We start from the raw sequence: 25,493 nt of genomic DNA on the forward strand, positions 1-25,493 counted from the left end.
GCCCATGAGTCCCACGAGCACTGACGAGTCCCGCCTCGCCGAGAGCCTGCAGCAGCTGACCGACGTGGCAGCCGAGGCAGGCCTCGACCCTGCCGCTGCCCGCGACGAGGGCCTGCGCGTCGCGGCCGCACTCGCCGAAGCCGTGCCGGGCGCCGCCGCAGCCTGGGCGGAGGTCGCCCACCCCGGCGTCACCGACCTTCGCCGCATCAACGAGGCCTTCTTCGACGCCGCCTCGCGCGGGCGCCGCTGGCGCGCCGCCCCCACCGACCTGCTCGAGTCGCTCGTCGCCGCGCGCCACGACCTCGCCGACGAGTACGCCGAGGCGCTCACCGAGGTCGCCTCATCCGCAGTCATGCTCGGCACCGCACCGATCTGGGTCATCGCCAACGCGTCGGCGGCCTCGGGCGCCTACCTCGCAGCCGCGCGGGTGCCGACGCACGGCGTCCCGGCGTTCCCCGGGGCAGAGCGCACCGGCATACCGGGGCTGCCCGGCATACCCGGGATGCCTGGGCTGTCCGACGTGCCGGGTGTGCCCGGCTTCGTCCTCGGGTCGCCCGACACGATGCGACCCAGCGTCCCCGGGCCGATGGACCCCCCTGTGGCGCCAGGCGACCCGTCGGGCGCAGCCGTCGCCCAAGCCCAGCCCGCGGCTGCCGACGCCGAGCCACAGCAGCCCGCCGAGCCCGAGAAATCGGTCGAGGAGCTGCTCGCCGAGCTCGACGCCATGATCGGGCTCGACCGGGTCAAGAAGGAGATCCACCGGCAGGTCGCGCTGCTCACCGTCGAGAAGATGCGCACGGAGGCCGGGCTCAAGGCGCCGAAGATGAGCCGGCACCTGATCTTCGTCGGCAACCCCGGCACCGGCAAGACGACCGTGGCCCGCCTCGTGGGCGGCATCTACCGCGCCCTCGGACTGCTGCCGAAGGGCCAGCTCGTCGAGGTCGACCGCAGCGAGCTCGTCGCCGGCTACGTCGGTCAGACCGCCATGAAGACTGCCGAGGTCTGCGCCAAGGCCGGCGGCGGCGTGCTCTTCATCGACGAGGCCTACGCCCTGACCGGTGACCAGTACGCCCAGGAGGCCGTCAACACCCTCGTCAAGGAGATGGAGGACCACCGCGAGGACCTCGTCGTCATCGTGGCCGGCTACCCCGACCCGATGGTCGGCTTCATCGCCCAGAACCCCGGCCTCGCAAGCCGCTTCACGACGACCATCGAGTTCGACGACTACTCCGACGACGAGCTGCTCGCGATCCTCGACTCCATCGCCGAGGGCAGCGACTACGAGCTGACCGACGACGCCCACGAGCGGGTCCGTGACGTCTTCGAGGAGACCCCGCGCACGTCCGCGTTCGGCAACGGCCGCTTCTCGCGCAACCTCTTCGAGCACGCGGTCGGCCGGCACGCCTGGCGGCTCAAGGACGCGACGGAGCCGACTCGCGACGACCTGCGTCTACTCACTGCGAGCGACTTCACCGACCAGCCAGACGACCACGCCGACGACGAGCGCGAGACGTCGGGGACCGACCCGGTGGCGGTCAGGGCAGACCCTGATGGTCCGGCGGCCAGCGATGAGGCACTCTCGGACGACGAGCCCGACCCGAGCGACGAGGACACTGCATGAGCGCACCGACGACGAACATCCCCGTCGCCGTCCCGGCCGGGGCCGCGTCCAGCACGCCCGGCGGCCAGCAGGGCCAGCCGCGCACCATCGCCGGCAGCCTACCCAGCGCCCGCACCCTCGCGGGCCGGCTGCTGCACGGGACGCCCGGCCGCATGCGCCTCTTCGGACTCCTCGGCGTGCTCGCGGCCGTGATCCTGGGCGCCATCAGCGCCAACGCGCTGCTCGCCTCGCAGGCCGCCGTCCAGCGGGCCGCCAACAACACCGACCAGGTCGTGCGCGTCCAGTCCATCCACGTCGACCTGCTCCGGGCCGACGCAGTCGCGACCAACGCCTTCCTCGTCGGCGGTCTCGAGTCCGCCGACTCGCGGCTGAAGTACGAACAGGCCCTCTCGCGCGTCGCCACCGCCCTCGCGAAGGCCGCCGCGGCCCAGCCCGCCGACGGCAACGCCCTCGGCGCCCTGTCCGTCAAGGTGCAGACCTACGCCGCCCTCGTCGAGCAGGCCCGCTCCAACAACCGCCTCGGGCTCCCCGTCGGCGCCCAGTACCTCACCCAGGCGAGCGCCGGACTGCGATCGGATGCGATCCCGATCGTGACGCAGATCGTCGCGGCCAACGAGGAGCGTTCCCGCGCGGAGTTCGACCGCAGCAACTCGAGTCTGCAGCTGCTCGTCGGCGTCGTCTCGCTCATCGGGCTCGTCGCCCTCGCCGTGTGGCTGGCCCGCCGCACGCACCGCTACCTCAACCGCTCGCTCAGCGGCGCGATCGCCCTGCTGCTCGTGGCGCTCTTCGTCGCGGCCACGCAGATCAGCGGCATCGGCACGGCGACCGCCGACGTCTCGCGCGGCGAGTTCCAGCAGGCCGTGTCGCTGGCGAACATCACGACCGCCGCCAACGACGCCCGCGCCAACGAGAGCCTGACCCTCATCCGCCGCGGCTCCGGAGCCTCCAACGAGGCGTCCTGGAAGACCGACCGCACCACCGTCGAGAACGGGCTCGGCGGCATACGCAACGGGGCCGAGCTGACGAGCCTCTGGGCGGGCTACACCGCGGCTCACGTCCAGGTGCGCAAGCTCGACGACGGGGGCCGGTGGGACGACGCCGTCAAGGCCTCGACCAACACCACCGCGGCCGGGGCTGCGGGGGCGTTCGACGAGTTCGACCAACAGGTCGCCCAAGCACGCGACACGGCCGCCAAAGCCACGGTCACCACGCTGCAGGGCCTCGGCGGCAGCGCCCCCCTCTTCGCCGTCCTCGTGGCCCTCGCCGCGTTGGTCGCGTCGTGGCTCATCGTCCGAGGAGTCGGCCAGCGGATCGAGGAGTACCGATGACCACGCAGACGAGCAGCCGTCCCGGCCTGCACCACTGGCGTCGTCGGTTCGGCGCCCTCGCCACCGTCGCGGGACTCGCAGCACTCGCCGGCTGCTCGGGCGTGACGTACGCCGAGACACCCCTGCCCACGACCGTGGCGCCCAAGCCCGCCGCGGCCGCGCCCGCCGCCTCTGCGCCCACGTGCCAGAACGCGACCCAGTCCTACGACCCGCTGCCGAGCCTGCCGAGCCGCGGCGAGAACACCGACCAGAAGATGCGAGACCTCTACGCGAAGGGCTTCATCACCGTCGGGGTCTCGGCCGACACCTACCTCTTCGGAGCGCGTGACCCGTTCACGGGAACGCTCGAGGGCTTCGACATCGACATGTCCCGCGCGGTCGCGAAGGCGATCTTCGGCGACCCGAGCAAGGTGCAGTTCCGCGTCATCACCGCCGCCGACCGGCTTCCTCTCCTCGAGGACAAGCAGGTCGACATGGTGGCGCGCAACATGTCGATGACGTGCGACCGGTGGAACGACATCGGCTTCTCCGCCGAGTACTACCGCTCCGGCCAGAAGGTCCTCGTCGGCAAGAACATCCCCGACGCCGCCAACCTCGGGCTGGCGGACCTCAAGGGCAAGAAGGTGTGCGCCCCCACGGGCACGACGTCCCTGACCAAGCTCGAGCAGGTCGCCAAGCAGGCCGGTGGCCCCGAGGTCGTCACCGCCCCCAACCACACGGGCTGCCTCGTGCTCTTCCAGCAGGGCAAGGCCGACGCGATCACCGGCGACGACACCGTGCTGGCAGGTCTGGCGGCCCAGGACCCCAACACGGTCATCACCAAGGCCAAGGCGATCACCGTCGAGCCCTACGGCCTCGGCTTCAACAAGGCCGACACCTACCTGGCGCGCTACGTCAACCGCGTCATCGCCGACCTCGAGGCCGACGGCGAGTGGAAGGCGATCTACAACCGCTGGCTCGCCGCCCCCCTCGGCCCGGCGCCGGCACCTCCGACCCCGGTCTACGGGCGATGACAGCAGTGCCGCAGCAGCACCCCGACCCCGGGGCGGTCGCACCCTCGGCCCCCGGTCGGCTCGGGGTGCCGGTCCAGGCGCCCGAGGCGCAGACCTACCTGAACGCGCTGCGCGAGTGGGTGGCCCAGCGCCGGGCCGACCTCGGCGAGGTCGACCGAGCCGTGCTCAAGCTCTCGCAGGCCGAGCAGGTCGCGATCACCAACGACCTCACGGTGGCGCTCACCTTCTGGAAGGCCGTCAGCGACCGGCTCACGCTGCTCGAGACGACCTTCGACGGCGGCCGCGTCGGACCCGTCGAGGCCGAGCGCCTCTCCACCCTCATCCACGGGAGGCTCGACTCCAACACGACCGAGCACCTGTCGCTGCCGTCGAGCGGGTCGCTCGCGGTGAGCCTGCCCGAGGCGTGCCGGCTGCTCGACTCGCTCACCCGCACGCTGCAGGCGCGCGCGTCGCTGGCGCCCGGGGCCGCCGAGGCCACCCAGCGGATCACGTTGGTGCGCGCCGGAGTCGAGCGCACGCGTGACCAGATCCCACTCGTGCCGGCCGGCGCGCAGCGCGACGACGCGACCGAGAAGCTCGCCCGGCTCGACCGCCGCATGGACGACCTCGTCGAGCGGGCCCGCCGCGGCGCCGACGTCGGCGGCATCATCGGGCCCCTCGAGATCGACGTCGCCACCCTCGAGCGCGACCTGATCGTCGCTGCGGCCGAGCGCGCCTCGGCCGCGCGCAGCCGGGTGCGCACCCAGCAGCAGGTCGAGGAGCTCGATGCCCGCGCTGCGGCCATCCGCGCCCTCGAGCGGGCCTGCGTCGAGGCCATCACCCCGGCCCCGCACCTGGCCATCCCCAACGTGCGCGCGCTGGGACCCGTGCCCCAGGCGGCGGCCGAGCTCGCGGCATACCGCGACAAGCTCGAGCGGGTCTCACGGGCGCTCGACCTCGCCCACGAGACGTATGCCGCCGGGCTCGCCGAGCGCGACGAGGTGGTCGGCCTGGCCGGTGCCGTCGGCGCGATGGCCGCCGCAGCCGCGCTCGCGCCGGAGGCGCAGGCCGACGTGGCCGACCTGCGCGGCCGGCTCGACGAGACGCTCGCCGCCAAGCCGCTCCCGATCGGGCGCGCCCGCGCGCTCGCCGCCGCGTACCAGGCGTACGTCGACTCCGTGACCCGACCCGCTCGCCGCTCGCCCGGCCCCGCCCGCCCGTCCGCACCCCGAACGCAGAGGCCCCGCCCATGAACTGCACCCAGCCGGGCTGTTCCGGCACGATCGTCGACGGCTACTGCGACGTCTGTGGCATGGCCGCGGGCTCGACGCCGGCACCCCTCGCCGGTGCTGCGAGCGGTGCCGCCTCCGCCGCAGGCTCGACCGGTGCCGGCGGCTCCTCCGCGGCCACCGCCGGCGGATCGGGGGGCTCGATGGCATCGGGGGGCTCGATGGCCTCTGGGGGATCGGGCGCCTCGTCGCTGCCCGTACCGCCCGCGCCGTCCGCTGCGGCGGGCATCCCCGAGGGTGGCTCGTGCCTGCAGCCGGGCTGCTCGGGCACCATCGAGGCCGGCTACTGCAACGTCTGCGGCACCCCGGCCGACCAGCAGGGCGTCGCCGCGTACGCCGGTCCGCCGGCTCCCGAGCCCGACGGCGGCAGCGCCGGCAACGGCACGGCCGGCGTCGGGCCCGAGATGTCCACGCGCTCGGCGGCGTCGAGCAACCTCGCGTCGGCGGCCCTGGGGTCCAAGCGTGCCCGCGAGTCCGGGTCCGTCGCCACCCGTCGCACGGGTGGCTCGCAGCGGCTGCGCTCGGCACGGCTCGGCGGCGGCATCACGACCGTGCGGCCGGCCCCCGAGATCGACGCGGCGAAGGCCCTGCTCAAGGACCCCACCGTCCCCGAGAACAAGCGCTTCTGCCCCAAGTGCGGCGAGCCGGTGGGCCGCGGACGCGACGGCAAACCGGGCCGCACGACCGGGTTCTGCGCCAAGTGCCGCCACCCGTTCTCGTTCGACCCCAAGCTCAAGGCCGGCGACCTCGTCGCCGGGCAGTACGAGGTGGCCGGCTGCCTCGCGCACGGCGGGCTCGGCTGGATCTACCTCGCCCGCGACAAGAACGTCTCCGACCGCTGGGTGGTGCTCAAGGGCCTGCTCAACTCGGCCGACCCCGACGCCCTCGCCGCGGCCATCGCCGAGCAGCGCTTCCTCGCCCAGGTCTCGCACCCGAGCATCGTCGAGATCTACAACTTCGTCACCCACGACGACGCCGGCTACATCGTCATGGAGTACGTCGGTGGCACGTCGCTCAAGTCGATCCTCAAGCAGCGCCTGCAGGCTGCGGGGAAGTACGACCCGCTGCCCGTCGACCAGGCCCTCGCCTACCTGCTCGAGATCCTGCCCGCGTTCCAGTACCTCCACGACCTCGGGCTCGTCTTCTGCGACTTCAAGCCCGACAACATCATCCAGGTGGGCGACGAGGTCAAGCTCATCGACCTCGGCGGCGTGCGCCGCGCCGACGACGAGGACTCCGCGATCTTCGGCACCGTCGGCTACCAGGCACCCGAGGTCGCCGAGCTCGGAGTCTCGGTCGCCTCGGACATCTACACGATCGGCCGCACCCTGGTCGTGCTGACGATGGAGTTCCGGGGATACCAGACGACCTACCTCAACACGCTGCCCGCGCAGGACACGGTGCCGGTGTTCCAGCGCTACGACTCCTTCTACCGGCTCGTCGCCAAGGCCTGCGCGCCGAACCGCGACGACCGCTTCGTCTCCGCCGACGAGCTCCGGTCGCAGATGGTCGGCGTGCTGCGCGAGGTCGTCGCGCTCGACCGGGGCTCGGGCGCGGCCGCGACCACCGTCAGCTCGCTCCTCTTCGACGTGCCGACGCCCGGCGTCGAGCCCGACGACTGGCGCAACCTGCCGGCCCTGCGGCGTGACCCCCACGACCCTCAGACCGGCTGGCTCAGCACGGTCACGGGCACACCCACCGAGCGGCTCGGCGTGCTCAGCCGCGCTGCCGCGCGCACCACGGAGGTCCTCCTCGACATCGCGCGCACCGCCCTCGAGGCGGGCAAGGGCGACGTCGCCGAGAAGACGGGTGGAGAGCTGCTCGCGGCCGACCCGTGGGAGTGGCGGGCCGTGTGGATCCAGGGCCTCGCCGCCCTCGAGCGGAACGACGCCCGCGCGGCGCAGGCGGCCTTCAACGCCGTATACGGCCAGGTGCCGGGCGAGCTCGCGCCCAAGCTGGCGCTCGCCCAGGCCTGTGAGCAGGCCGGCGACGACGCGGTCGCCGAGAACCTCTACGTCGCCTGCGCCCGCACCGACGCGACCTACGTGCCGATGGCCGCCTTCGGCCTCGCGCGCATCCGCGCGGCCCGCTCCGACGTCGACGGCGCCGTGGCGGCATACCGGCTCGTGCCCCCGCAGTCGAGCGCCTACCGCACCGCTCGTGCGGGACTCGCCGAGCTGCTCACCAAGGCCAACCGGGGGCTGCCCGACCTCGCGGAGGCGCTGCGCACCCTCGACGACACCTCGCTGTCGGCGCGGCGCCGGGCCGAGCTCACGACCCTGATCTACCGTGAGGCGCTCGAGACGGTCGAGAAGACCGGCAACAAGGCCGACATCCGCCTCGGCACCCACAAGGGCACCCCCAACGGTCTGCGAGTCGGGCTCGAGGACGCCCTGCGCGAGCTGGCCAAGCGCACCCCCGACCTGTCCGAGCGCGTGCCCCTCGTCGACGAGGCCAACGCCATCCGACCCTGGAGCCTCTGGTGACCGACACCCCGACGACGGGATCCCCGCAACCCGAGGCGACGGCGCCCGTCGTGGAGGCCGCGTCCCGCACCTGCCACGCGTGCGGCACGGCCAACCCCGCCGAGTCGAGCTTCTGCGAGGCGTGCGGCGCCGACCTCGTCGTGCTCACGGCGCCCTCCGGGCTGCCTCCGACCGCGGCGTCGGCCACGTCCGCTGCCGGCTCCGTCCCCTTCGACGGGCCGGTGATCGCCTCGGCGACGCCACAGACCGCGCCGGCCGGCGAGGAGTCACCGCTCGACGTCGGCTGGACCGGCGCCGTCCCGTCTGCCGCGGTGCCACGCACCCCCGCAGCCGACGACCTGCTCTGCCGCGCGTGCGGCCAGGGCCACATCGTCGACGGCTACTGCGACCAGTGCGGCACGCCGCCACCGAACCCCCGTGACCACTTCGTCGAGTCACCCGCGCCGTGGGTCGGCGGGGTCTGCGACATCGGCAAGCGGCACGCCCGCAACGAGGACGCCATGTCGCTGAGCGCCACCGAGGCCCCTGGGTCCCGGGCCGTGCTCGTGGTCTGCGACGGCGTCTCGATGGCCACCGACTCGCACATCGCCTCGCTCGCCGCCGCCAAGGCGGCAAGGGCCGTGCTCGACCAGCCCTTCCCGAAGGGTGTCGGCACCCAGGACGCCTGGGCCGCGACCGCCGGACGCGCCCTCACCAGCGCCGTCGCCCGAGCCAACCAGGCCGTCGCCGAGTGCGTCGACGCGGACGTGCCCAACCCGCCGTCGTGCACGATCGCGGCAGCCGTCGTCGAGGACGACGTCGTCGTCGTCGGCAACGTCGGCGACAGCCGTGTCTACTGGCTGCCCGACGCCGTCGGCGAGCCCGCGCTGCAGCTCGGACGCGACGACTCCTTCGCCCAGGAGCAGATGGCAGCGGGCGTGCCCCGGGTCGATGCCGAGAGCGGACCGCACGCGCACTCGATCACGCGCTGGCTCGGCAAGGACGCACCCGACGACCTCACCCCGCACCTGACCACGCTGCAGGCCGGCCAGCGCGGGCCGGGATGGCTGATGGTCTGCTCCGACGGGCTCTGGAACTACTGCTCCGAGGCCGAGGACCTGCGCACGCTGCTGCACGAGGCGGCCGGCCGTCTCGAGTCGACGACAACCGGCGACCCGTCCGCCCGCACGACCGCCACCACGACCTCCACCCCGACGGTGTTGGCGGAGGCCCTCGTGGCCTTCGCGAACGAGCAGGGTGGTCGCGACAACATCACGGTTGCCCTCGCCAGACTTGCTGGGCGAGGATCGACGACGAGCGAGGCGACCGCTGCCGCGGCGCCGACGGAAGGGGACGCGATCGATGGCTGACTTCACGGCAGAGGTGTTCCAGAACGAGTTCCTCCCCGACGGTGGCACCGATGTGCACGCGATCGTGCGCGTCACCTCGACGGGTGCCTCAGCCGGCGCGGCCTCGGCCGGCAGCGCAGGCCTCGCCGACCCGGGGTCGGCCGCCGAGGTGATCCTCATCGACACGTCGGGCTCGATGGGCCGTCGTGGCGTGGCGGCCGCGGGCGAGGCCGCCAAGGCCGCCCTGGCCGAGATCGTCGACGGCACGCTCTTCTCGATCGTGTCGGGCAACGGCACCGCCCAGATCATCTACCCGTACAGCCACCAGGGCGCTCTCGTGCCGATGTCGTCGCACACCCGCGGCGAGGCCAACCGCGCCATCGAGGGCCTGCGCGCCAACGGCGGCACGGCGATGGGCACGTGGCTCACCCTCGCGCGGCAGATCTTCGAGACCGTCCCGCAGGTCACCAAGCGCCACGCCATCCTGCTCACCGACGGCGTCAACGAGGGCGAGACGCCCGCGTCGCTGCAGGCGGCCGTCCGCGGCTGCGTCGGGTCCTTCCAGTGCGACTGCCGCGGCGTCGGCGACCAGTGGCGGGTCGACGAGGTGCGCGGCATCGCCTCGGCCCTGCTCGGCACGGTCGACCTCATCCCGGCACCCGAGGAGATGGCCGCCGAGTTCCAGTCGATGATGCGCGCCTCCATGTCGCGCGGCATCGCCAGCTCCGAGCTGCGCGTCTGGGTGCCGCAGGGCGCCGAGCTGCTCTTCGTCAAGCAGGTGTCGCCCACGCTCGAGGACCTCACGTCTCGGCGCACCGTCGTCAACCCGCTCACCGGCGCCTACCCGACCGGCGCCTGGTCCGACGAGAGCCGCGACTACCACGTCGCCGTACGCCTGCCTGCCCGCACGCTGGGGCAGGAGCAGCTCGCGGCCCGCGTGCAGTTCTCCCTCGGCGGCGACCCCGTCGCGCAGGCGCTCGTCAAGGCCAAGTGGAGCAACGACGACTCGCTGACGACGCGCATCGACCCCGCCGTGGCCGCCTACACGGGGCAGGCCGAGCTCGCGACGGTGATCCAGGAAGGCCTGGCCGCCAAGGCTGCAGGCCAGGACGACGTCGCGACCTCGAAGCTCGGCCGGGCGGTGCAGCTCGCCGGCCTGACCGGCAACGACGAGATGACATCGCGCCTGCGCAAGGTCGTCGAGATCGACGACGCCGACACCGGCACCGTGCGCCTCAAGAAGGGCGCCTCGAAGATCGACGAGATGTCGCTCGATACCGCGTCCACGAAGACGAGCCGGGTGCGCCGGTGAGCGCGGTCTGCCCCAACGGGCACACGTCCGAAGCCGACGACTACTGCGACACGTGCGGCTCGCCCATCGACGCGAGCGCGCAGCCGGCGACCGGGAGCACCCCGGCAGCCGGTGGCGACCCCGCCGCCACGGGCGGCTCGGGAGGCTCGTCCGGCGCGTCCGCCTCGTCCCTGGACCTCGACCCGCCACCGGGTATGCCGTCGAGTGCAGCGGGCGCGCCCGGCGAGGCCGTCTCGGCCCCGGCAGCGCCGACGGCCCTCGAGTGCCCGAACTGCCACACCGAGAACCCCGACGGCGCGCTCTTCTGCGAAGCCTGCGGCTACGACTTCACCACCGGCGCCATGCCCCGTGATCCCGCTGCCGGACCCGGCGACCTCGAGGACACCCAGCCGGACGGCGACCCGGTCACCGCCGACGAGGCACAGGCGGCACGCGCTGCCGCGGGCGAGGCTGCCACGTCGGGCGACGTCGCTGCCGGGTCCTCCCCGACCGAGGCCGACGGCAACGGCACGGGGTTCGAGTGGCTGGCCGAGGTGTGGGTCGACCCCGACTGGTACCAGACCCAGGAGGCCGACGACCCGTGCCCGTCGCCCGGGCTGCCGACGATCATGCCGCTGCGCCACCGCAGCGTCCTGCTCGGCCGGGTGTCGACGAGCCGCAACACCAAGCCCGAGATCGACCTGTCGTCCGACCCCGGCGTCAGCCGGCGTCACGCGCAGCTGACGACCGACGGCTCCCGCTGGTTCGTCGAGGACCTCGGCAGCTCGAACGGGACCTTCGTCGGCCCGGCCTCCGGTCCGCTGCCCGACCGCGCAATCTCCGTCGGCCCCAAGACCGAGCTCGACGACGACGACCGCCTCTACGTGGGTGCCTGGACGCGCGTCGTCGTCCGGCGCGCCACCCCCGACGAGGTCGACGCGTACGCCTGACCCGCCCTCCGGCATACGCAAGCAACCCGTGGACACGAAGGTCCGTGGATACGCGGGCACGTAGGCAACTGGGCACTCGACCCCCAATCCCCTGCCCCCGAAGTCGAGTGCTCACTTGCCGACGTCGGGAACTGGGCACTCGACTTGAACTTCACCTGAAGTCTGGCGACATTTCGCCCACGGCCCCCTAGGGTTGTGATCTGTGAGCGACCGGTCCCTCCACGCCGATGTCGATCGCCCTCAAGTCATCGTCGTCACCGGCGTCATGGCTGCGGGCAAGTCGACCGTGTCCCAGCTCCTCGCCGAGCGTTTCTCCCGTGCGGTGCACCTGCGCGGCGACGAGTTCCGCCGCGTCGTCGTGCGCGGCCGCGCTGACATGTCGCCGCACGGCGACCCGGAGGCCGAGCGACAGCTGGAGCTGCGCCACCGCATCACGGCTCGCACCGCCGACACGTACGCCGACGCCGGCTTCACGGTCGTCGTGCAGGACCTCTTCGTCGGCACGAGCCTGATGCCCTTCCTCGAGCAGGTCACGGCCAGACCGCTCAGCCTCGTGATGCTCGCGCCCGACGTCGGCACGGTCATGCGGCGAGAGTCCGAGCGCACCAAGGTCGGCTACGGCGACCTGTGGTCGATCCGCGACTTCGACCTCAAGGTGCGCGCCGAGACGCCGCACATCGGGCTCTGGCTCGACAGCTCGCAGCAGACCCCCGACGAGACCGTCACCGAGATCGTGTCCCGGCTGCGCGAGGCGAGGATCGCCTGAGATGTCGGCGCTGACCATCGGCGAGGTGGCGCACCGAACGGGTGCGGCCACGTCGGCGCTGCGCTACTGGGAGGACCTCGGGCTGATCACGGCGGTGCGCACCACCGGCAACCAGCGCCGCTACGAGCGGGCCACCATCCGGCGCGTCTCGTTCATCCGGGCCGCGCAGCGGGTGGGGCTGTCGCTCGACGAGATCGGGGCGGCACTCGCGACCCTGCCCGAGCAGCGCACCCCCACGGCTCGCGACTGGGCCCGGCTGTCGCGTGCCTGGCGCGAGCGGCTCGACGAGCAGATCCGCCGCATCGAGAAGCTGCGGGACGACCTCGACGGCTGCATCGGCTGCGGTTGCCTCAGCCTCACGACGTGCGCCCTCAACAACACCGCCGACTGGCAGGCGAACCTCGGACCCGGAGCCCACAAGCTCGAGGTCTAGCCCGAGCTGGGCCACCGAATCACCGTGCGCCACAGTGCATCACAAGATGGTCAGTGGCTTGTGAGGGCACTCCGCGACGGTCTCCTCGATGCAACACCGACCGGTCACCCGGTCGACGCCGGCCGCTCGGCGCCTCGAGCGACGCAACGGAGTGGCCCCCTCACCCAGTCGGGCAAGGGGGCCACTTCCGTGCGACACGGAACCCCTCGCGTACGCGTGGGGCCGCTCGGGACCTGTCAGTCGCCGCGCGGGTCGGCGGGCACCGCGTTGTCGGGGGCGGGCACTCCCGGTCCCCCGCCCGGACCGGGTGCCCCGGCGCCGACGCCCGCCAGCTCCGGAGGCGACGGCGGGCCCGCGGCCTCCTCGTCGAGGTCGGCCGCGGCACCCGAGAACTGCGCGGCATACAGCCTCGCGTACGCGCCGTCGCGGGCGAGCAGCTCGGCGTGCGAGCCCTGCTCGACGATGCGGCCGTCCTCCATGACGAGGATGAGGTCGGCGTCGCGGATCGTCGAGAGACGGTGCGCGATGACGAAGCTCGTGCGGTCGGAGCGCAGCGCCGCCATGGCCTGCTGGACGAGCAGCTCGGTGCGCGTGTCGACCGAGCTCGTCGCCTCGTCGAGGATGAGCAGCGCCGGGTCGGACAGGAACGCCCGGGCGATCGTGACGAGCTGCTTCTCACCGGCCGAGATGTTGCTCGCCTCGTCGTCGAGGACGGTGTCGTAGCCGTCGGGCAGCGAGTGCACGAAGCGGTCGACGTAGGTGGCTCGGGCCGCCTCCAGGACCTCCTCGTCACTGGCGCCGGGACGGCCGTACGCGATGTTGTCGCGGATGGTGCCGCCGAACAGCCACGTGTCCTGCAGCACCATGCCGATGCGCGAGCGCAGGCCGTGTCGCGTCAGGTCGCGGATGTCGACGCCGTCGAGCGTGATGCGCCCGCCGTCGAGCTCGTAGAACCGCATGATCAGGTTGACGAGCGTCGTCTTGCCGGCGCCGGTCGGGCCGACGATGGCCACCGTCTGGCCGGGGCTCACCGACAGGTCGAGGTTCTCGATGAGCGGCTTGTCGGCGACGTAGCTGAACGAGACGTCCTCGAAGGCCACCGCACCGTGCGGGTCGTCGATCGTCGCCGGCGCGCCTGCGTCGGGCTGCTGCTCCTCGGCGTCGAGCACCTCGAAGACGCGCTCGGCCGAGGCGACACCGGACTGCAGCACGTTGGCCATCGAGGCGACCTGCGTCAGCGGCTGGGTGAACTGGCGGGAGTACTGGATGAACGCCTGGACGTCACCGAGGCTCATCGAGCCGCTCGCCACGCGCAGGCCGCCGACCACGGCGACGAGCACGTAGTTGAGGTTCCCGACGAACATCATCGTCGGCATGATGATGCCGCTGATGAACTGGGCACCGAACGCGGCCCCGAAGAGCTCGTCGTTCTTCGTCTCGAAGGCCGCCTCGGCCTCCTTCTGGCGGCCGAAGACCTTGACCACACCGTGCCCGGTGAAGGTCTCCTCGATGATGCCGTTGAGCTCACCGGTGTTGCGCCACTGCTGGATGAACAGTTTCTGCGAGCGCTTGCCGATGGCCGCGGTCACCATCACCGAGACGGGGATCGTGACGAGCGCGATGAGCGCGAGCAGCCATGAGATCCAGAACATCATGCCGAGCACGGCGACGACGGTGAGCAGCGAGGTGAGCAGCTGGGAGAGTGTCTGCTGCAGCGACATCGAGACGTTGTCGATGTCGTTGGTGACGCGCGAGAGCACCTCACCGCGAGGCTGCCGGTCGAAGTACGGCAGTGGCAAGCGGTTGAGCTTGGCCTCGACGTCCTGGCGCAGCCGGAACATCGTGCGCTGGAGCAGCCCCTGCAGCACCCAGCCCTGCACCCACATGAGCAGCGAGGCGATCGCGAAGAGCACGACGACGAGCAGCAGGACGCCCTTGAGGGCCTCGAAGTCGATGCCCACGCCCGGGGTGAAGTCCACGTTGGCCAGCAGGTCGGCATACGTGGTCTGGCCGTTCGCGCGCAGCCCGTCGACGAGCTGCTGCTTCGTCGTGCCCGGCGGCACCTTGACGGTGCTGCCGATGACTCCGGCGAAGATGATGTCGGTCGCGCGCCCGAGGATCTTCGGGCCGATCGAGCTGAGCACGACGCTGACGACGGCGAGCGTGACGACGACGACCAGCTTGGTGCGCTCGGGGCGCAGCAGGCCGAGCAGGCGCTTGGCCGAGGGGCCGAAGTCGAGCGACTTCTCGCCGGGCTGGCCCAGCTGCATGTGTGGCGGTCCGCCGCGTCGGGCCGGGCCGCGTCGTGCTTCGGCGGCCTTCTCCTCGGCGCTCTTGACTCCTTCGGCCATCAGGCCGCCTCCTCCGCGCTGCGCTGGGACTCGACGATCTCCTGGTAGGTCTCACAGGAGTCGAGGAGCTGGTCATGGGTGCCCCGGCCGACGACGCGGCCGTCCTCGAGCACGACGATGTGGTCGGCGTCGACGATCGTCGAGACGCGCTGGGCCACGATGACGACGGCGCTCTCACGCGTGACCGGCCGCAGGGCCTGCCTCAGCCGCGCGTCGGTCGCGAGGTCGAGCGCCGAGAACGAGTCGTCGAAGAGGTAGACGTCGGGTCGCTTGACCACCGCGCGGGCGATCGCGAGGCGCTGTCGCTGGCCGCCCGAGACGTTCGTGCCACCCTGGGCGATCGCGGCGTCGAGTCCGCCGTCCATCCTCTCGACGAAGTCCTGGGCCTGCGCGATGCGCAGGGCGTCCCAGAGCTCCTCGTCGGTGGCATCGGGGTTGCCGTAGCGCAGGTTGGTCGCCACGGTGCCGCTGAAGAGGTACGGCTTCTGCGGCACGAGGCCGATGCGTGACCACAGGTCGTCGAGCGCGAGGTCGCGCACGTCGACACCGCCGACCTTGACCCGCCCGGACGAGACGTCGAAAAGGCGCGGCACGAGACCGATGAGGGTCGTCTTGCCCGCGCCGGTCGACCCGATGATCGCGGTCGTGCGGCCGGGCTCGGCCGAGAACGAGACGTCGTGGAGCACGGCGTTCTCGGCGCCCGGGTAGTGGAAGTCGACGTCGACGAGCTCGACACCGGCCCTCGCCACCTTGATCGGCAGCGGCTGCACCGACTCGCCCACCGACGAGGTCGTGTCGAGCACCTCCTGGATGCGGCCGGCCGACACCGCGGCGCGGGGGATCATCGTGGCCATGAAGGTCGCCATCATGACGCCCATGAGGATCTGGATGAGGTAGCTGAGGAACGCCGTCAGCGCGCCGATCTGCATGTCACCCGTGGCGATGCGGTGCGCACCGAACCACAGCACGGCGACCGACGACAGGTTGAAGATGAACATCACGATCGGGAAGACGAACGCCATCAGCCGGCCGACGCGGAGGCCGGCCTCGGTCAGGGTGGCGTTGGCCTCGGAGAACCGCTGCTCCTCGTGGCCCTCGCGCACGAAGGCGCGGACGACGCGGATGCCGGTGATCTGCTCGCGAAGCACCCGGTTCACGCCGTCGAGCGAGGTCTGCATGCGCCCGAACCACGGCACCATCCGCCAGATGACCAGGCCCACGCAGAGGCCCAGCAGCGGCACGGCGACCGCGACCAGCCATGACAGGCCGACGTCCTCGCGAAGCGCCATGATGACGCCGCCGACCATCATGATCGGCGTCGTGACGAGCAGCGCAAACGCCATGAACGTCACCATCTGCACCTGGGTGACGTCGTTGGTGTTGCGCGAGATGAGGGTGGGAGCCCCGAACTTCGCGACCTCCTGGGCGGAGTAGTCGACGACGGTGCCGAAGATGTGGGCGCGCAGGTTGCGGCCCATCCCCATGGCGACCTTCGCGGCGAGGTAGGTCGCGCCGACCGCGGCGGCGATCTGCACGACGCTGACGCCGAGCATGAGGCCGCCGTGGCGCACGATGAAGCCGGTGTCTCCCTTGGCCACGCCGTCGTCGATGATCTCGCCGTTGAGGCTGGGCAGGTAGAGGGAGGCGAGGGTGCTCACGAGCTGCAGCAGCACGATGAGCGAGATCTCGCCCCCGTAGGGCCGCAGGTGGCTGCGGAGCAGTCGCATCAGCATGCGGATGCCTTTCGGTGGGTGTGGTCGGTGGAGATGATCGGGCCGGTGGAGGACGCCAGGGCCTCATGCCGGGTGAGGGTCAACGGCTCTTGCATGCCGGTGCTCCTCTCCGAGAAGGCGGGTGGCGTCGCCGCCGAGCTGCGTGTAGAGCTCGGCGATGCCGAGACCGCTGGGGCCGCTGGGGCGGCTGTCGCCGGCCGGCCGGGCGGCGGGGCGGGCGACGACCCCGTAGAGGACCGTGTCGACGATCTCCTCGGGCGTCAGGGTCATGCCGTCGGCGATGCCGGGGTGGCTGCCCGAGAAGCAGAGCAGCCGGATGCGGTGCACGACGTCGCGGGCCGGCACGACGAACGCGTCGCCCTCGCCGAGCACCAGCTGGTGGATCGTGTCGAGGAGGGGCTGGTGGGGCTCGCAGTCCTCGGCGCCCGCGTCGGTGGCGCCGCGCAGGTGCCGACCCGCTGCGTAGCAGGCGAGGTGCGGGCCGCGGTTCGGCGGTTCGGTCAGTCCCAGCGCACCCATCAGCCCGAAGACCTCGGTGAAGCGTCGCTGCATGATCGTCGTGAACGCCACGAGCCGGTCGCGCACGGGGAGGTCGGTGCCGATGGCCGCGATCGACTGCCGCACCGGGGCCGGGCAGAAGGCTGTCTGCACGGCCTCGTCCTGCAGGGCGTCCTTGGTGGCGAAGACGCGGAAGATCGTGCCCTCGGCGACGCCGGCCTCGCGGGCGATCTCGCTCGTCGTCGGCGCATGCCCCTCGCGGTGCGCGAGATCGAGGAAGACGCCGATGAGAGCCTCGCGTCGGTCGTCCGGGTGCATGGGCGCTGCTCGCCCCGTTCGCTGTCGCACCGGACCATTCTGAATGAGTGAGCACTCACTCACAACCCGTTTACGCCAACGGCAGCGACAAGGAGCCCGCAATCCCTCCGATCGAGAGAACGCGTAGTCATGACGGGGCGTTCTCTCGATCGGGGACGGCTGTCCTTCAGGCGACGAACGCGTGACGGAGCGTTCTCTCGATCGGGGTGATGCGAGCGTTCAGGTCAGAGGAGGAGGCCGTCGGCGACGAGGTGGCGGACCTGCGGGACCAGCTCGGTCCGAACGTCGGTCGGGTCGAGCTCGAGCACCGTCGCGATGGCGTCGAGCGCTGCCCGTGCGGTGAGCTCACCGTCGGCCACGCCGAGGTATGCCGCCAGCAGCGTGCCGGCACGGACGACGCGTCCCAGCCCTCCGCCCTGCCGGAGGAGGATCACGGTCGGGTCGTCGGCGCCCGGAACGCCATGGCGCTCCTCGGTGACGTCGGGCGCGCAGGACCAGGCGACGTCGAGCACGCCGTCGTCGGAGTGCTCCGCCAGCCAGGTGCGCGCCCGCAGGCCGGCGTCGATGGCCGGGCCCATGGGCGCAGCCACCGGGCCGTGTGCCTCGTCCAGCGAGCGCCACGTCGCCCGTTCGGTGGCCGGGCGCTGCAGGGTCACGACCCCGAAGCCGATCGACTCGACGTCGCGGGAGGCGAAGTCGCGCAGCCAGGCGGCATACAGCTGCGAGTGGGCCTCGCTGCCCGGGCTGGCGCCACCGTCGCGGGCCCACAGCTCGGCGTACTCGGCGGGGTCCTGCGACTCGCGCTGGACGACCCACGCGTCGAGGGCGACGCCGTTGGCGGCCTGCTCGGCGAGCCACTCGTCCCAGATGTCGCGCCAGGAACGGCCGGCGGGCACCTCCCAGTTGCCGAGGAACTGTGCGATGCCTCCGGGCTCGAGCACCCCGCCTACCTGACGCACGAGCGAGCGCACGATGCTGTCCCCGGACCGACCGCCGTCGCGGTACTCGTACAGGGGCAGGCCCTGGCCGCGTGGCGTGATGACGAAGGGCGGGTTGCTCACCACGAGCGAGAACCGTTGCCCGGCAACGGGATCCAGCAGGTCACCCGCGAGCAGCTCGACGCGGGGGACGGCATCGGCACCCGCGGAAGCGGCGAGCGCGAGGTTGAAGGCGGCATACGCGAGGGCCCGCTCGGAGATGTCGGTGGCGACGATCGAGCCCGCGTGTGCGGTGAGGTGCAGCGCCTGCACGCCGCACCCGGTGCCGAGGTCGAGGGCCCGGGCTGCGGGGCGGCGCACGGTCCACGACGCGAGGGTGGTCGAGGCACCCCCGATGCCGAGCACGTGGTCGGCCCGGAGCGGGCCGCCCACGGCCAGCTCGGAGAGGTCGGAGGCGACCCACCAGTCGTGGGCGTCGTCGCCGTAGGGACGCAGGTCGCAGGTGGCCACCGCCTGACGGCCCGACAGTGCGCGGTCGGCACCGAAGCCGACCCGGCCGTTCTCGAGACGTACGAGACCGAGGGCCACCGCACCCTCGACGGTCAGCGTCGGCAACGCCTTCGCGAGCGCCGAGGCGGGCACGGCTCGGCCCAGCGTGAAGATGCGGACCAGCGTTCCGCACGGATCGGGCTCGGCGGCAGGCCGGCCCTCACCCGGCTGGGCCTCGCCGCCGGGTTCGGTGGCGAGGAGCGCCGGCAGCGGCTGCTCGCGGTGCAGCGCCGCCGACGCCACAGGTCCGAGTCGCTCGGCGACGCCGTCGACCGTGAAACCGGCCGCCGACAGGTCCTCGCGCAACCGCGCGACGAGGCGCTCGTCGACGACAGGGGTGTCGCTCAGGACGTCTCGCCCTGGGAGGGGCCGGAGGCAGCGGCTGCCGAGTCGGCCGCGAGGGCCGAGTCGAGGTCGGGGTGGATCTCGAAGACCTTGTCGAGACCGGTGATCGAGAAGACCTTGAGCACGCGGTCGTCCTTGCCGACGAGCCGCATCGAGCCACCGCGGGTGCGGGCCAGCTTGAGGCGACCGACGAGGACGCCAAGGCCCGTGGAGTCGAGGAACGTCACGTCAGTAAGGTCGACGACCAGCTGGGTGCGACCGCCCTGGATCTGCTCGTCGAGCTTCTCGCGGACGAGCGGCGCCGTGTAGACGTCGATCTCGCCGCCGAGGTGCACCACGGTCTGGTCGCCGTGGTTGGCTCGGGTGATCGAGAGATCCACCTGTGCCCCTTCCTGTCCCCACACTCGTGGTGTGTGCGGCCGCCCCCGGGTGGGGCGAACCGCTCCTGTCGTCGTGCTGACCGGACTGCGCCGGTCACGATTCCCCGACGTGACCGACTGCGCAGTAACATGCCCCGCACGTCGGTTACCGTACCCCGACGACATACGGTTGCTCCACATGAACGGCGAGCCAGCGCCCAGCAGATCCGTGCCGGAACCGTCCGGCCACGGCTCGGCGCCCGCCGCCCGCGGCACCGCCGTCCGGGCAGCGAACACACGGCGACCGTCGCCTGAGGAGCTCCTGCACACGCTCGTCGGTGACCACCCGGAACGCCTCGTCCACGTGCACGAGGTGGCGGCCCGTGAGGCCGTGCACGCGCCGTGGCCCGAGTGGGTCGACCCGACCCTGCTCGGGGCCCTGCTCGCGTCCGGCATCGAGTCGCCGTGGGCGCACCAGGTCGAGGTGGCCGAGGCCGCCCATGCAGGACGCCATGTCGTCGTCAGCACGGGAACGGCCTCCGGCAAGAGCCTCGGCTACCACCTGCCGATCCTCAGCGACCTCGTCTCTGGCGCCGGCGCCCCGAACGGACGTGGCGCGACGGCGCTCTACCTCTCCCCGACCAAGGCGCTGGCGGCCGACCAGCTGAGCCGCATCGGGGCGCTCGCGCTGCCCCAGGTGCGGCCGGCGACCTACGACGGCGACACCCCGACCGACGAGCGCCGCTGGATCCGCGACCACGCCAACCTCGTGCTCACCAACCCCGACCTGCTGCACCACTCGCTGCTCCCCGGCCACGAGCGCTGGAGCTCGTTCCTCCGCGCCCTGCGCTACGTCGTCGTCGACGAGTGCCACGTCTACAAGGGCGTCTTCGGCGCCCACATGGCGGCGGTGCTGCGGCGGCTGCGCCGGGTCGCGGCCCGCTACCGGTCCGAGCCGACCTTCGTCTTCGCCTCCGCCACGGTGGCCGACCCCGAGGAGCACGCCTCGCGACTGCTGGGTATGCCGGTCCTCCCGGTCACGCGTGACACGTCCCCTCGGGCGTCAATGACCTTCGCCCTGTGGGAGCCTCCGCTGCTCGTCGACGAGAGCGGCCAGATCAAGCGGGTCAGCACCGTGGCCGAGACCGGTGAGCTGCTCGCCGGCTGCGTACGCGAGCACGTGCAGACCGTCGCCTTCGCTCGGTCGCGTGCCGGGGTCGAGGTCGTCGCCCGGATCGCACGCGAGCGCGTGTCGGTCACCGAAGAGCACCGGGTCGCGGCCTACCGCGGCGGCTACCTGCCCGAGGAGCGCCGTGAGCTCGAGAAGGCGCTGCGCTCGAAGGAGCTGCTCGGCCTGGCGGCGACCAACGCCCTCGAGCTGGGCGTCGACGTCAGCGGGCTCGACGCCGTGCTGCTCGCCGGCTGGCCGGGCACGCTGTCGTCGCTGTGGCAGCAGGCGGGGCGCGCCGGACGGTCGGGCGAGCGCTCGCTCGCGGTGCTCGTCGCCGCCGACGACCCGCTCGACACCTTCGTGGTGCACCACCCCGAGGCGATCTTCGGTCGCGGCATCGAGGCAACGGTCGTCGACCCCGACAACCCGCACGTGCTGGCGCCGCACCTGGCCGCCGCGGCCGCCGAGCTGCCGCTGACCGAGGCCGACTTCGCGGTCTTCGGCGCGCAGACCCGGTCGCTCCTCGACGCGCTCGTCGACCGCGGCATCCTGCGCAAACGGCCCAGAGGCTGGTTCTGGGGCCGCGAGGACCGGCCGGCCGACCACCTGTCGCTGCGCGGGGCAGGTGAGCCGGTGCGCATCATCGAGACTCGCACCGGTCGAGTGGTCGGCACGGTCGACGAGGCCGCCGCCCACGCCCAGGTCCACACGGGCGCAGTGCACCTGCACCAGGGCCAGACGTGGGTCGTCACCGAGCTGCAGCTCGACGACCACGCCGCCTTCGCCGTACGCGGTGACCCCGGCTGGACGACGCAGGCGCAGTCGGTGAGCGACTTCCAGATCGTGCACGAGGTAGAGCACGAGCAGTGGGGGCCGCTGCGCTGCTCCTTCGGGCACGTGACGGTGCGCAACCAGGTCACCTCCTTCCTGCGCCGGCTGCCCGGCGGCGAGGTGCTCGGCGAGCACCCCCTCGACCTGCCTCCGCGGTCGCTCGCCACCAAGGCGATGTGGTGGACGATGCCCGTCGAGCAGCTCGCGTCGGCCGGCGTGGAGGACGCCGGCATACCCGGTGCGGCGCACGCGGCGGAGCACGCGGCGATCGGCATGCTGCCCCTCTTCGCAACCGCCGACCGGTGGGACATCGGCGGGGTGTCGACGGCGCTGCACCCCGACACCGGGCTGCCGACGATCCTCATCTACGACGGGCACCCGGGCGGGGCGGGCTTCGCCGAGCGCGGCTACCGCCGGGTGCGGGCGTGGCTGTCGGCGACCCGGGACGCGATCGCGGCGTGCGAGTGCGCATCCGGTTGCCCGTCGTGCGTGCAGTCCCCGAAGTGCGGCAACGGCAACGAGCCCCTCGACAAGGCCGGTGCCATCGCCCTGCTCGACCTCACCCTGACTCACGCCGGCGAGACGGCCCGGGGCCGACGATCGAGCGACCGGACAGAACAGCCAGTTCGGTCAGCTGGAACAGTTCGGTCAGTTGGGACAGTTCGGTCAGCCGCGCGGAAGAACGTCGGTTCGCGGGGCTCTGAGCAGCCCTGACGTGCGGCTCCCGAGACGCGCGCCGGAAAAGTCGGTGGCCTGGAAGCCTCCCCAAGAGAGGCACTCCGCGGTTATGGTCCATCCCACACGGGTGCAGCAGTCCGCCCATGCGCCGGCTCGGGGAACACACCTCAGGAGAACCATGAATCGTCGATGGTTTGCTGCGCTCGCCGCAGTGCCGCTTGCCCTCAGCGTCGCCGGGACGGGAGCGGCCGATGCCGCTCCGGCCTCCGTGTCGACGGCCCCTGCTGCCGCGCCCGCGGCCGACCGCCTCGACACGGACGGCGTCTACATCGTCCAGATGGCCGATCTGCCCGTCATCGCCTACGACGGCTCCACCGCCGGCTACGCGGCGACCAAGCCCGCCAAGGGGAAGAAGATCGACGTCACGTCGGCAGCAGTGAGCCGGTGGACCGACAACCTCAAGAGCAAGCACGGCAACGCCCTGCGCTCCGTCGGCGCGACCTCGCGCCTGTACGACTACGCGTACACCTACAACGGCTTCGCCGCCCGCCTCACGGGTGCGCAGGCCAAGGCGCTGCGCTCGACATCCGGCGTCCTCGCCGTGTCGAAGCAGCAGACCTACACCATCGACACGTCGACGACGCCGGGCTTCCTCGGGCTCACCGACAAGGGCGGCCTCTGGGAGCAGCTCGGCGGCACGAAGAACGCCGGTGAGGGAATCGTCATCGGCGACATCGACTCAGGCATCTGGCCCGAGTCGCTGTCGTTCAGCGACCGCGTCGACGCCAAGGGCGTCCCGACGCGCGCGGCCACCGGCAAGCTGGCCTTCCAGCAGATCCCCGGATGGAACGCCAAGTGCCAGAACGGTGAGCAGTGGAACAACTCCCTCTGCAACAAGAAGCTGATCGGCGCGCAGTACTTCAACGCGGGCCAGGGCGGCAACGCCGGCATCGACCGTGACCGTCCGTGGGAGTTCAACTCCGCCCGCGACTACAACAGCCACGGCACCCACACCGCGAGCACCGCTGGCGGCAACTTCGCCGTCCCGGTGACGGGCAAGACGGCCCCGTTGGCCCCCAACGGCATCAGCGGCATGGCCCCTCGCGCCCGCATCTCGGTCTACAAGGCCCTGTGGTCGACGCAGTCCGGCGACACGGCCAGCGGATCCGGCTCCGACATCGTCGCCGCCATCGACCAGGCAGTCGCTGACGGCGTCGACGTCATCAACTTCTCGATCAGCGGGACGTCGACGAACTTCGCCGACCCGACCGAGATCGCCTTCCTGTTCGCCGCCGACGCGGGAGTCTTCGTCTCCGCCTCCGCCGGCAACAGCGGCCCGACGCCGTCCACGGTGGCGCACCCGTCCCCCTGGATCACGACCGTCGCCGCCGGCACGCACCCGCGCGCCAGCCTCGGCGACCTCACGCTCGGCAACGGCACCGTCATGACGGGCGCCTCCACAGCGACCAAGGACGTCAGCGGCGCCCTCGTGCGCGCCCGCGACGTCGCCCGCTCAGGTGTGCCCGTCGCGACTGCGGCCCAGTGCCACTCGAGCGAGACGGGCACCGGCGCGCTCAACGACCTCGACCCGGCCAAGGTGGCCGGCAAGATCGTGGTCTGCGAGCGCGGCGACAACGCCCGCGTCGACAAGAGCCTCGCCGTCCAGCAGGCCGGAGGCATCGGCATGGTCCTGGTCAACGTGCCGCCGGCCATCGGCGGCACCGTCGCCGACTTCCACTCCGTCCCCACCGTGCACCTCGAGAGCGACAAGTACGACGCGCTCAACGCGTACGTCGTCGGTGCCGGCTCCACCGCCAAGGCATCGATCCACGGCTACGTCGACTCGAGCCAGCCGGCGCCGTTCACGGCCAGCTTCTCCTCACGTGGTCCGATGCTGGCCGGCAGCGGAGACGTGCTGAAGCCGGACGTCATCGCGCCCGGCCAGGACATCCTCGCGGCCGTCTCTCCGTCCACCGGCGGTGACAGCTTCAACCTCGAGTCGGGCACCTCGATGTCGGCCCCGCACGTCGCCGGAGTCGCGGCCCTGCTCAAGCAGCAGCACCCGAGCTGGTCGCCGATGGCGATCAAGAGCGCGCTCATGACGTCCGCCTACGACGTGCTAGACAACGTCACGACCGCGACGAAGATCTTCCGTCAGGGCGCGGGCCACATCCGGCCCAACTCGGCGGCAGACCCGGGCCTCGTCTACGACAACGGCTTCAACGACTGGCTCGCCTTCCTGTGTGGCTCGTCCAACGCCGTCGGTTCGGCGACGTGCGACGCGCTGACCAAGGCCGGCTTCAAGACCGACCCGAGCGACTTCAACGTCGCCTCGATCGCCATCGGTGACCTGGCCGGCACGCAGACGGTGACCCGCACGGTCACCAACGTCGGAACGACCGCCGCCACCTACAAGCCCACGGTCACCGGGCTCGACGGGGTCACCGCGACCGTGAGTCCCGCGACCCTCTCCCTCCCGCCGGGGGCCAAGGGCACGTTCACGGTGAAGTTCACCCGGACGACCGCTGCGATCGGCAGCTACACGGGCGGCTTCCTCACCTGGTCCGACGGCACGCACGCCGTGCGCTCGCCGCTCGTGGTCAGGCCCGTGGCGCTCGCTGCCCCGGCAACGGTCACCGCCCCGCCGTCGGGCACGTCCTACGACGTCACCTTCGGCTACGACGGTCCCTTCACGGCGGCCCCGCGCGGTCTGGTCAAGGCGACCCTGACTCCTGGTTCGGTCGCCGACGACCCCACCGACGACATCGACACGGCTCCGGCCAGCAGCCTCTCGTCGACGACGGTGACGATTCCGGCCGAAACGACGTACGCCCGGTTCGCCCTCTTCGGGTCGAGCGGCGCCGGTGACGACCTGGACCTCTACGTCTACAAGGGCACGACCCTCGTGGCCCAGAGCGGCAACGGCGGCTCCGTCGAGGAGGCCAACCTGGTCAACCCGACGGCAGGCGACTACCGGGTCGTCGTCCACGGCTTCGCGGTGACGGGCGCGACGGCGAACTTCACGCTCAACCAGTGGGTGCTCGGCTCAACCTCCGCCGGCAACATGACGGTGACGGCCCCGGCCACCGCCGCGACCGGAGGCAAGGGCACGATCGCTCTCGGCTTCGGCGCCCTGGGTTCGGGCAAGTGGCTCGGCTCGGTCGCATACTCCGGTGCCACGGGCATGCCGAACCCGACCGTGGTCCGCGTGGACGTGCCCTAGGGGTGAACAACCAAC

The 25,493-nt window shown here is 72.0% G+C and carries 17 protein-coding genes; 12 read left to right on the forward strand and 5 right to left on the reverse strand.

Going from position 1 to position 25,493, the window contains the following annotated elements; translation table 11 throughout:
• Positions 1-4 precede the first annotated feature (4 nt).
• From AB4091_RS03350 to soxR, 10 genes are all read left to right on the forward strand, one after another.
• Complete coding sequence (locus AB4091_RS03350; RefSeq protein WP_442290314.1) at positions 5-1,621, forward strand: AAA family ATPase; 1,617 nt, start codon at positions 5-7, stop codon at positions 1,619-1,621.
• The gene (locus AB4091_RS03355) at positions 1,618-2,949 is read left to right on the forward strand and encodes a hypothetical protein (protein ID WP_442290315.1); all 1,332 of its coding nucleotides are present in this window, start codon (positions 1,618-1,620) and stop codon (positions 2,947-2,949) included. Before AB4091_RS03350 ends, AB4091_RS03355 begins: the two co-directional genes overlap by 4 nt.
• Positions 2,946-3,962, forward strand: coding sequence for a glutamate ABC transporter substrate-binding protein (locus tag AB4091_RS03360; protein ID WP_442290316.1), 1,017 nt, complete (start codon positions 2,946-2,948; stop codon positions 3,960-3,962). Before AB4091_RS03355 ends, AB4091_RS03360 begins: the two co-directional genes overlap by 4 nt.
• Positions 3,959-5,194 (forward strand): hypothetical protein, encoded by a 1,236-nt coding sequence (locus AB4091_RS03365; RefSeq protein ID WP_442290317.1) that lies wholly within the window; start codon positions 3,959-3,961, stop codon positions 5,192-5,194. The genes AB4091_RS03360 and AB4091_RS03365 overlap by 4 nt, the downstream gene beginning before the upstream one ends.
• Positions 5,191-7,716, forward strand: a complete 2,526-nt coding sequence (locus AB4091_RS03370) for a tetratricopeptide repeat protein (protein ID WP_442290318.1) — start codon at positions 5,191-5,193, stop codon at positions 7,714-7,716. Before AB4091_RS03365 ends, AB4091_RS03370 begins: the two co-directional genes overlap by 4 nt.
• Positions 7,713-9,065: a protein phosphatase 2C domain-containing protein gene (locus AB4091_RS03375; RefSeq protein ID WP_442290319.1), complete on the forward strand. Its 1,353-nt coding sequence runs from the start codon at positions 7,713-7,715 to the stop codon at positions 9,063-9,065. The genes AB4091_RS03370 and AB4091_RS03375 overlap by 4 nt, the downstream gene beginning before the upstream one ends.
• Complete coding sequence (locus tag AB4091_RS03380) at positions 9,058-10,356, forward strand: VWA domain-containing protein (RefSeq protein WP_442290320.1); 1,299 nt, start codon at positions 9,058-9,060, stop codon at positions 10,354-10,356. The genes AB4091_RS03375 and AB4091_RS03380 overlap by 8 nt, the downstream gene beginning before the upstream one ends.
• The gene (locus AB4091_RS03385) at positions 10,353-11,285 is read left to right on the forward strand and encodes an FHA domain-containing protein (RefSeq protein WP_442290321.1); all 933 of its coding nucleotides are present in this window, start codon (positions 10,353-10,355) and stop codon (positions 11,283-11,285) included. The genes AB4091_RS03380 and AB4091_RS03385 overlap by 4 nt, the downstream gene beginning before the upstream one ends.
• Positions 11,286-11,487: 202 nt before the next feature.
• A complete protein-coding gene (locus AB4091_RS03390; RefSeq protein WP_442290322.1) occupies positions 11,488-12,051 on the forward strand; it encodes an AAA family ATPase in 564 nt (187 codons plus the stop codon).
• Between the two features lies 1 nt (position 12,052).
• The gene (gene soxR, locus AB4091_RS03395; RefSeq protein ID WP_442290323.1) at positions 12,053-12,484 is read left to right on the forward strand and encodes a redox-sensitive transcriptional activator SoxR; all 432 of its coding nucleotides are present in this window, start codon (positions 12,053-12,055) and stop codon (positions 12,482-12,484) included.
• A gap of 236 nt (positions 12,485-12,720) precedes the next feature.
• Here soxR and AB4091_RS03400 read toward each other — a convergent pair whose 3' ends face one another.
• The 5 genes from AB4091_RS03400 to AB4091_RS03420 all read right to left on the reverse strand — a co-directional run bounded on the left by AB4091_RS03400 (position 12,721) and on the right by AB4091_RS03420 (position 19,596).
• Complete coding sequence (locus AB4091_RS03400) at positions 12,721-14,835, reverse strand: ABC transporter ATP-binding protein (protein ID WP_442290324.1); 2,115 nt, start codon at positions 14,833-14,835, stop codon at positions 12,721-12,723.
• A complete protein-coding gene (locus AB4091_RS03405; protein WP_442290325.1) occupies positions 14,835-16,568 on the reverse strand; it encodes an ABC transporter ATP-binding protein in 1,734 nt (577 codons plus the stop codon). The genes AB4091_RS03400 and AB4091_RS03405 overlap by 1 nt, the downstream gene beginning before the upstream one ends.
• 63 nt (positions 16,569-16,631) lie before the next feature.
• On the reverse strand, positions 16,632-17,384 hold the full coding sequence (locus AB4091_RS03410; RefSeq protein WP_442290326.1) for a TetR/AcrR family transcriptional regulator: 753 nt from the start codon (positions 17,382-17,384) through the stop codon (positions 16,632-16,634).
• A gap of 224 nt (positions 17,385-17,608) precedes the next feature.
• Positions 17,609-19,177: a DUF7059 domain-containing protein gene (locus AB4091_RS03415; protein ID WP_442290327.1), complete on the reverse strand. Its 1,569-nt coding sequence runs from the start codon at positions 19,175-19,177 to the stop codon at positions 17,609-17,611.
• Positions 19,178-19,215: 38 nt separating this feature from the next.
• Complete coding sequence (locus tag AB4091_RS03420; protein ID WP_442290328.1) at positions 19,216-19,596, reverse strand: STAS domain-containing protein; 381 nt, start codon at positions 19,594-19,596, stop codon at positions 19,216-19,218.
• 178 nt (positions 19,597-19,774) lie between these two features.
• On the opposite strand from AB4091_RS03420, the gene AB4091_RS03425 reads away from it, so the two are divergent.
• Both AB4091_RS03425 and AB4091_RS03430 read left to right on the forward strand, forming a co-directional pair.
• Positions 19,775-22,291: a DEAD/DEAH box helicase gene (locus AB4091_RS03425; protein WP_442290329.1), complete on the forward strand. Its 2,517-nt coding sequence runs from the start codon at positions 19,775-19,777 to the stop codon at positions 22,289-22,291.
• Positions 22,292-22,433: 142 nt separating this feature from the next.
• Complete coding sequence (locus AB4091_RS03430; protein ID WP_442290330.1) at positions 22,434-25,478, forward strand: S8 family peptidase; 3,045 nt, start codon at positions 22,434-22,436, stop codon at positions 25,476-25,478.
• The last annotated feature ends 15 nt before the right edge of the window (positions 25,479-25,493 follow it).

The sequence above is a fragment of the Terrabacter sp. 2RAF25 genome, assembly GCF_052115265.1.
In the GTDB taxonomy this organism is placed as follows: domain Bacteria; phylum Actinomycetota; class Actinomycetes; order Actinomycetales; family Dermatophilaceae; genus Terrabacter.

What these genes read in the sequence shown, in the direction of transcription:
- AB4091_RS03350 (WP_442290314.1), top strand. Translation starts at nt 5, where the DNA reads ATGAGTCCCACGAGCACTGACGAGTCCCGCCTCGCCGAGAGCCTGCAG.
- AB4091_RS03355 (WP_442290315.1), top strand. Translation starts at nt 1,618, where the DNA reads ATGAGCGCACCGACGACGAACATCCCCGTCGCCGTCCCGGCCGGGGCC.
- AB4091_RS03360 (WP_442290316.1), top strand. Translation starts at nt 2,946, where the DNA reads ATGACCACGCAGACGAGCAGCCGTCCCGGCCTGCACCACTGGCGTCGT.
- AB4091_RS03365 (WP_442290317.1), top strand. Translation starts at nt 3,959, where the DNA reads ATGACAGCAGTGCCGCAGCAGCACCCCGACCCCGGGGCGGTCGCACCC.
- AB4091_RS03370 (WP_442290318.1), top strand. Translation starts at nt 5,191, where the DNA reads ATGAACTGCACCCAGCCGGGCTGTTCCGGCACGATCGTCGACGGCTAC.
- AB4091_RS03380 (WP_442290320.1), top strand. Translation starts at nt 9,058, where the DNA reads ATGGCTGACTTCACGGCAGAGGTGTTCCAGAACGAGTTCCTCCCCGAC.
- soxR (WP_442290323.1), top strand. Translation starts at nt 12,053, where the DNA reads ATGTCGGCGCTGACCATCGGCGAGGTGGCGCACCGAACGGGTGCGGCC.
- AB4091_RS03400 (WP_442290324.1), bottom strand. Translation starts at nt 14,835, where the DNA reads ATGGCCGAAGGAGTCAAGAGCGCCGAGGAGAAGGCCGCCGAAGCACGA.
- AB4091_RS03405 (WP_442290325.1), bottom strand. Translation starts at nt 16,568, where the DNA reads ATGCTGATGCGACTGCTCCGCAGCCACCTGCGGCCCTACGGGGGCGAG.
- AB4091_RS03410 (WP_442290326.1), bottom strand. Translation starts at nt 17,384, where the DNA reads ATGCACCCGGACGACCGACGCGAGGCTCTCATCGGCGTCTTCCTCGAT.
- AB4091_RS03425 (WP_442290329.1), top strand. Translation starts at nt 19,775, where the DNA reads ATGAACGGCGAGCCAGCGCCCAGCAGATCCGTGCCGGAACCGTCCGGC.
- AB4091_RS03430 (WP_442290330.1), top strand. Translation starts at nt 22,434, where the DNA reads ATGAATCGTCGATGGTTTGCTGCGCTCGCCGCAGTGCCGCTTGCCCTC.